General features: G+C 39.7%; 5 protein-coding genes. 2 read left to right on the forward strand and 3 right to left on the reverse strand.

What is annotated here, in order from left to right; translation table 11 throughout:
* The first annotated feature begins 164 nt into the window (after positions 1-164).
* Positions 165-1,172 (forward strand): tocopherol cyclase family protein, encoded by a 1,008-nt coding sequence (locus ASJ81_RS08850; RefSeq protein WP_245859978.1) that lies wholly within the window; start codon positions 165-167, stop codon positions 1,170-1,172.
* Here ASJ81_RS08850 and ASJ81_RS08855 read toward each other — a convergent pair.
* Together ASJ81_RS08855 and ASJ81_RS08860 are read right to left on the reverse strand one after the other, a co-directional pair.
* Complete coding sequence (locus tag ASJ81_RS08855; RefSeq protein ID WP_141241636.1) at positions 1,138-1,341, reverse strand: hypothetical protein; 204 nt, start codon at positions 1,339-1,341, stop codon at positions 1,138-1,140. The two genes, ASJ81_RS08850 and ASJ81_RS08855, sit on opposite strands and share 35 nt — an antisense overlap.
* A gap of 98 nt (positions 1,342-1,439) precedes the next feature.
* Positions 1,440-2,645, reverse strand: coding sequence for an aspartate aminotransferase family protein (locus ASJ81_RS08860; RefSeq protein WP_095644155.1), 1,206 nt, complete (start codon positions 2,643-2,645; stop codon positions 1,440-1,442).
* Positions 2,646-2,938: 293 nt separating this feature from the next.
* Between ASJ81_RS08860 and ASJ81_RS08865 the strand changes: the two genes are divergently transcribed.
* Positions 2,939-3,217 (forward strand): hypothetical protein, encoded by a 279-nt coding sequence (locus ASJ81_RS08865; RefSeq protein ID WP_095644156.1) that lies wholly within the window; start codon positions 2,939-2,941, stop codon positions 3,215-3,217.
* Positions 3,218-3,561: 344 nt separating this feature from the next.
* Here ASJ81_RS08865 and tnpC read toward each other — a convergent pair.
* A partial coding sequence (gene tnpC / locus ASJ81_RS08875; protein WP_095644158.1) for an IS66 family transposase occupies positions 3,562-4,677 on the reverse strand: 1,116 nt, incomplete at its 5' end.

The following is a 4,677-nucleotide window of genomic DNA, read 5'->3' on the forward strand; positions in this document are numbered from 1 at the left end:
GGAAATGCTAACATTCAGGTGTTTTAAAACATCAATCGGATAAAAATGGATTATCAAAAATTAAACCATCTCCTAAACCAGACTCCACCCGTAAATCTTGCTTTTCAGGCAGCCGAAAGCATGGATTATCCATAAAGTTCTAAATGATAGTCCTCTAATCATATATGATGCTCGATATCTGGAAGCCGGAAATCTTCCACGGTCGGAGAAAAAATAAAGATTTTTTCGAGGGCTGGTATTTTAAGATGGTGGATTACAGTGAGAAGAGAGCTTATGCTGTTATTCCTGGCGTCTCCATAGCCAGGGATCCATTAAAATCACATGCTTTTATCATGTTTCTGGACGCAAGAGCGCAGCAAATGAATTATTTCAGGTATTCGCTCGATGACATGAAGGCCGGAGATAAAAAGTTTGAGCTTACTATTGGTGAATCTTTTTTCAGCACTAGTGAGATGAATCTCAACCTTAAGCAAGGCAGAGATCGGATCATTGCCCGGATTAGCTTCAAGGACACCTATCCCTGGCCCGTGAAAGTGCTGTCACCCGGGGTAATGGGCTGGTATGCATTCGTGCCGGGCATGGAATGCTATCACGGCATATTGAGCATGGATCACGCTGTTGAAGGATTCATTGAGGTTAACGGCATAAGGAAAGATCTCAACGGTGGAAGGGGCTATATAGAGAAGGATTGGGGCGTTTCAATGCCTTCCTCCTGGATATGGATGCAGACTAACCATTTTGATCGTAACGGTATATCACTTTCAGGCTCGATTGCAAAGATACCCTGGCTCGGCAATTATTTCACAGGTTACATCTTCGGCTTTTTATATGACAATAAATTGTACAAATTTACGACATATTCAGGGGCAAAGGTCATTGGTCTCGATGTTACCGACAATAACATTCGTATCCGACTGGAAAACAAGAAATACTGTCTTGACATCAATGCGGACAGGTCGGAAGGCGTCGAGCTCCCTGCACCAAAACTGGGAGAGATGACAGCGAAGGTTAACGAATCTCTACACTCCAGTATCAATATAACTCTACTGAGGAAAACTGGCTCTGACACGAAGCTCATTTATTCCGGAACTGGAAAAAACGCTGGACTGGAATTAGTCGGCAATGTCGATGAACTGATTAAGGGATTAAAAAAAGCCAGTAATCGATGGTAATGAGCTTTTTATCTTTATCCCTAACTGGATAGATCTTAAGACCTCTGGATGGTTTCAGGACTTTTGACACAAGCCCCGAGAACCTATATTGGGTTGAACCTATATCGGTCGAACCTATATCGTTTGAACCCATATTGATTGAACTTGCATTGGTTTTCTTAATGCCCACTTTAAATCCCGAATCCATCCGGTTTAGTGCATATTCCTGCCATTTTTCATACTGAGTTAGCTTAGACAGCTGTAGTGGGGCATTTAGAAAGTAAGCGTTTAGAAAGTAAGGCTAATTTCCTTTACCACATCCTCGATAATTAGAAGTCCTTCCTCCAATTCCTCCTTCTTGATGTTTAGCGCGGGAAATATCCTGATTCCATTACCTTGAGTTTGAGTGACAAACAACCCTCTTGACAAACACTTATTTTTGACATTTGTAGCGATATCTTCACTCTGGAATTCGACCATAATAAGGAGTCCTTTTCCACGTATGTCGGTAACTATATTCCTATAAATTTTCGGCCATAAGCTCATTCTTTTCAGGGCAAGACAACCCATTTCTTCTACATTTTTGGAAATATTGTTATCTATCAGGTATTTTATCACTGCGTAGGAAACGGCACAACCAAGAGGATTACCACAATATGTACCACCATGGTCGCCGATCTCAAGCTTCTTTGCAACAGTCTCAGACAAGGCGAAAGCACCAAACGGGAAACCACCTGCAATTCCTTTTGCCATTGTCATAAAGTCTGTTCTCACACCGCAGGAACCTGTAACAAAAGCTGGCCCTGTTCTGAAAAATCCGGTTTGAATTTCATCAACGATCAGCAAACTTCCGTTCTTCTTACACAGGTTGCTTACCTCTTTCAGGTATCCTTCTGAAGGTATGTGAACTCCGCCTTCTCCCTGAATAGGTTCAAGAATTACTGCAGCAACATTCTCATCCAGATAATGTTTCATAGCCTCCAGGTCATCATAAGGAACGAACCGGTAATTAGGCATCAGAGGACTATACCTATCCCTATGCTTGGGTTGACCTGTGGCAGATGTTGTACTGATCGTACGCCCATGAAAGCTTTGATATGTAGAAATTATGTCAGGCCTTCCTGTCACCTTTCGAGCCAGTTTAATGGCAGCATCATTTGCTTCAGCTCCGCTGTTCGTAAAGAATACTCTTGTAAGATTGGAAGGCAGAATTTCTGCGAGTAAGGAAAGTAGACGTGCACGTGCAGGAGAATATGTAAGTCCCGAATTGGGGTTTTGAATTATCTTTCTTCCCTGGTCAATCAAAGCTTCAGTGATGACCGGGTTTGCATGACCGATACATGTTACACCCCAACCTGCCGTGAAATCAATATACATCTTTCCTTCTTCGTCCCATACGTAAACTCCATCTCCTTTTTCAATGGAAATTTTCTGCTTTACGAAGAAAGGGGGAAGACACTTGTCTTCTATTTCAAATGTTGTCTTGCTTGACATTACAAATCATTTCCTCTACAGCTAACCAAAAGAAGTTTAAGGATAGTACCTGAACACTAATTTTCTCAGGCTAATTATTTGGTATCGCTGAACTCAATTGAAGCTATTCCACTTTATCAATCTGTTGATCTATAAAAGTCGAACTTATTAATAATATGTACTTTAAATATTTACAAGACTTTGATCCTCATTTGAAAACTATTAATTTATGAAATTTTATTATAAAGAGGAATGCTTGTAAAATATATTTGATAGCATATTTGAGCTTAACAGGTGCTTCTTGAGGTAAGAAGATGAATGAAAAGTTCACAGCCTGGTGCGGGTTATGTTGTATCGATTGCATCCCTTCTAACAAGGATCTGTTTAATCTTGCTCATAAGCTTGAAGAAAAGCTTTCCTATCTTCAGTTTGATGAGTATGCAAAGCTTAAAACTGAAAAAAATCCTGCCTTTGAAGATTATCCGGTGTTTATCAAGGTACTTAAGGAAATCGAATCATTAAAGTGCTCTATTCCTTGCAGAGAAGGAGGTGGAAAGCCTGTCTGCGAGATCAGGAACTTGCGTGCAAGGTAAAGGATACCTCGGATGCTGGGAGTGCAGCGATCGCTGTAGCTGTACTAAACTTGATTATTTGAGGTCCGTTCATCCGAGTTTAGACTATCACCTGGACTTAATTGGCAAATACGGTCCAGAAAACTGGTTTTCAAAACGTGGAATCCACTACAGGTGGCAAAAAGAAAGCGCTGAAAAAACAAAACCATAGAATAAACCCATAATTATTTTATGAGATCTATTCATTCTCACCAGTTACGGATTTTTTTCCTTCTCCGACTTGGTTTAGTTCCTATTTGGTCTATTTTGGGATGATGAAGAGACCCAGCTGACCGAAAAAGTGAATAAAGAATTGAAGTAACTATTCAGGGTATAGTTAGCGGCGCTCCTTTGAGCGCCGCGAGAATACCCTCTAAAACAGGTAAACCATTCTTTCTTATTGTGGAAATATATGCTCTAATTCTGCAGAAAGCTTCCGCTCCCCGTGTAGTTCTGAAAGTTCCTGATGTTTTCTGTTGTAGCTTCATCATCCTGACATCTCTTTCTGCTTGATTATTCTCAAACGGAACTTTCAAGTCTGTCAGGAATCTCAGAATCTTGTCTTTGTGTTCTATAAACCTATCAAGCAGATTCCTTGCTTTGGTTTTTGGATTCTTACCACGTTTTCCTTGTCTTTCAGGATTTAAAGAAGGTGGATTTTCTTCAATTCCTTTCGCGACTACAGCATTGAACCTTTTTTCTAATGCCTTAACTTGTTCAAAATCCAGATCTTTGACCTGCTCTTTGCACTCATCAGTATACTTTTTCATTTCAGATAACAGCTCACTCATATCTTTAGCCCATTGCTGTTTATAATTCTCTTCAATTCCAGTAAGTTCTCTCTGGAGATGAACATTGCAAAGAGCATGATCACAATTATAACTGTTGTAAGGTTTCCATCCATCGTGAACTGCTACCCCTTTAAACTCTGGAAGAATTCCCATAGCATCAATAGCTTCGGATCCTCTTTTTGCATGAGTAAAATAACAGGTGTATTTGTCAGTAGAAGCTACATGAAGCCAATGTCTTTTTCCTTGAACTTTCATTCCAGTTTCATCACAATGGATAACAGGAGAAGCTATTACCTTTTCTCGAATTAGGTTTTCAAATTCTTCAAGATTCTGGAAACATTCTCTTTCTGCTTTAATAATGGTAGCAGAACAAATTTTTATCCCCATTACATCATTAAACAATTCCGAAATCCTTTCGTAAGGAATGAAATGGTGATTTTTAAAGTAAATTGCTGAAGCTAAGATATTACGGCTATATTGAACTGGAGAATTTACTGATTCTGGAAATTCAGCTTTATTTAATTTTCCACAGCAAGGACAGATCTTAATCTGACTTCGATGTTCTGTAACAATAAGATTTACAGGCGGAATGTCAAAAACCTGTCTTTTCTCATAAGCTTCAACTTCAACATCCTCTAGGGTATGTCCACA

It is taken from the genome of Methanosarcina spelaei (assembly GCF_002287235.1).
Lineage (GTDB): Archaea > Halobacteriota > Methanosarcinia > Methanosarcinales > Methanosarcinaceae > Methanosarcina > Methanosarcina spelaei.

Coding starts and splice junctions, on each gene's coding strand:
- ASJ81_RS08860 (WP_095644155.1), bottom strand. CDS start 2,645: ATGTCAAGCAAGACAACATTTGAAATAGAAGACAAGTGTCTTCCCCCT.
- ASJ81_RS08850 (WP_245859978.1), top strand. CDS start 165: ATGATGCTCGATATCTGGAAGCCGGAAATCTTCCACGGTCGGAGAAAA.
- ASJ81_RS08865 (WP_095644156.1), top strand. CDS start 2,939: ATGAATGAAAAGTTCACAGCCTGGTGCGGGTTATGTTGTATCGATTGC.